Annotated in this window: 2 protein-coding genes; both read right to left on the bottom strand. The window is 41.6% G+C overall.

Annotation, left to right across the window (positions count from 1 at the left end; genetic code table 11):
* Positions 1–372: 372 nt before the first annotated feature.
* On the bottom strand, positions 373–819 hold the full coding sequence (locus G468_RS0119185) for a hypothetical protein (RefSeq protein ID WP_026824307.1): 447 nt from the start codon (positions 817–819) through the stop codon (positions 373–375).
* Positions 819–1,980 (bottom strand): DUF637 domain-containing protein (locus G468_RS24545; protein ID WP_162143455.1); only part of this gene is annotated, 1,162 nt, incomplete at its 5' end. The genes G468_RS0119185 and G468_RS24545, both read right to left, overlap by 1 nt.

Here is a 1,980-nt window from a genome sequence, read left to right as displayed (position 1 = left end):
CTGGAGAAAAAGCGATGGTTACGCAGCTAAACGCAGGATCAATGTGTCTAAAATCAGGAAATCAGGTTAGAAATTACACTCTCTGAGGAAATATTAACTGGCACCAAACACAATAAATCGATCCCCTCTCCTTTTTGCAATAAGGGATGGCTTTTGCTACTCACTTTAAAAGCGATTCAATTTCCTAACCATCAAGTTAATTGGGTATAGAAGCGCTTTCTCTACTTTAGGCTATCCGGATTTTAGCTCTTGGTTTTCAGAATCGCTTTGTAGAGGCTGATGTTGAGTTTTAAGTTTGATGTAGTCATTAGGAATCGATTTTGAGCATCCTAGAATGCTCTCTCAGGCGTTTTTTTACTTTAGCTAAGTGGATCAAGATTCACTTTGGTATTCACATCGATTATCAAACTTTTCCTTTTCAAGAAAAAAATACAGTAAATCATCATATTCTCTTTCTATAATTCCTTCATAATGAGAAATAGATGTGACTAATTTTGGATAACTGATAATTGAATGTATTTTAAAAGAGTCATATAGAGGCTTAAAATCTTGATTTAAATAAGTGATACATATAGACCAATTGTTAGGTAATGTATGATCGATAACTTCAAATAAGTTACCAGGTATCCAATCAGGATTTCTATTTCCATAATGATTGCAAATTAAGTAATCAACTCGTGTCGGAAAAAATTTAATCCCATAGACACGAAACTTATCACCTATTTTTAGATATGAATAATCTGTCTCATCTGTTTCATAAAGGCAACGATATTCTAAAGGTATATTTTTACCTTTATTAAAAATACACTTAATGAGCATTATTTTTTCTCCTTAAATTTGAAATCATCTATAGCGCCTGTTTTTGTATTTCTTACATAATGAATTTCAATATCATTTATCTTTTGCGCCATTTTTACCCAACCCTCTGATGAAGGCCATCTTGTATCTCCTAAAGTAAAATCTAATACTTTGCCCGCCCCAGACTTAGAGATAGCTTCCTCAAGTGCTAATTGCTCTTGCAAATTCCTTGGAATACTTCGACCCGTCGAACCCAAACCAAGAGGTTTATGAACAACCTTTTCAGCCCCAGCCATTTTTGCCGAGACTTTCTCTACCAATTTTAAGCCACCCTTGGCGACTCCTGCACCCCCGGCAAGGGTACTAGCGATATCAAAAATGATTTTACCGCCTTCAATGCCCGCGTTAAATGCCCCTGCGGTTCCGGCCTTTTGATATTCGGCTTCCATTCGCTCAAGACGCGCGATATACGAGTGTTTCACCGCATCGGTTATCATTCCTAATGTGTCATCGCTTTGCAGAACTGCTTTTATCGCCGTATACGTTTCTTTCTGGTTGCTCGCCAGGTTAGCTAACCCGTCTATTGTCTCATAAAGTCCAACCGGCGCACCCGACACCATGCCCGCCCCAAGACTGACATCCTGGTCAAGGGAGGTGTATCCCCATTTCAGGGAAATCAGCGCTTTTTTAAAATCATTCGGGGTTGCCGCCAGCTCTTTTTCCATTAATGTCTGCTGGTGATGAGATAAATAATTATAGCGAAAACTGTTCTCGGCAGCGGTCGCGCCACTGTACACGCCTCCAGGCTGACCCGTAAACACTGCGCCGGCAATCCCTCCAAATGCCCGCGCTAACTGCGCCTGTGCTTCGGATTTTTTCTGCCACTGCTCAGCGTTAATCAGGTTATTCCCCAACGAAATGGCGGCCAGCTCAGCAGCTAATCCACCCACCACCGCGCCCTTAACATTTCCCCGACTGATTTCAGCGGTTAAGCCTGAAAGGACGGCATGACTAAGGGCTTTGCCTGGATAACCGAGTATTTCCCCCTGAGTGCCAATAAAATTAGCCCCTTCGGTATGGACTTGACCGGATACCTGGCTTAAGAGGGCCGCTTTAAAATTATCAGTAAAACTTCCGCCTTGAATAGCCGTGCCTAACGTTGCACTAATCACGCTTTGCCCC

Origin of the sequence: Arsenophonus nasoniae DSM 15247 (assembly GCF_000429565.1) — a bacterium.
GTDB lineage: Bacteria > Pseudomonadota > Gammaproteobacteria > Enterobacterales > Enterobacteriaceae > Arsenophonus > Arsenophonus nasoniae.
This window is presented reverse-complemented; position numbering and strand designations above follow the sequence as displayed.

Coding starts and splice junctions, on each gene's coding strand:
- G468_RS0119185 (WP_026824307.1), bottom strand. CDS start 819: ATGCTCATTAAGTGTATTTTTAATAAAGGTAAAAATATACCTTTAGAA.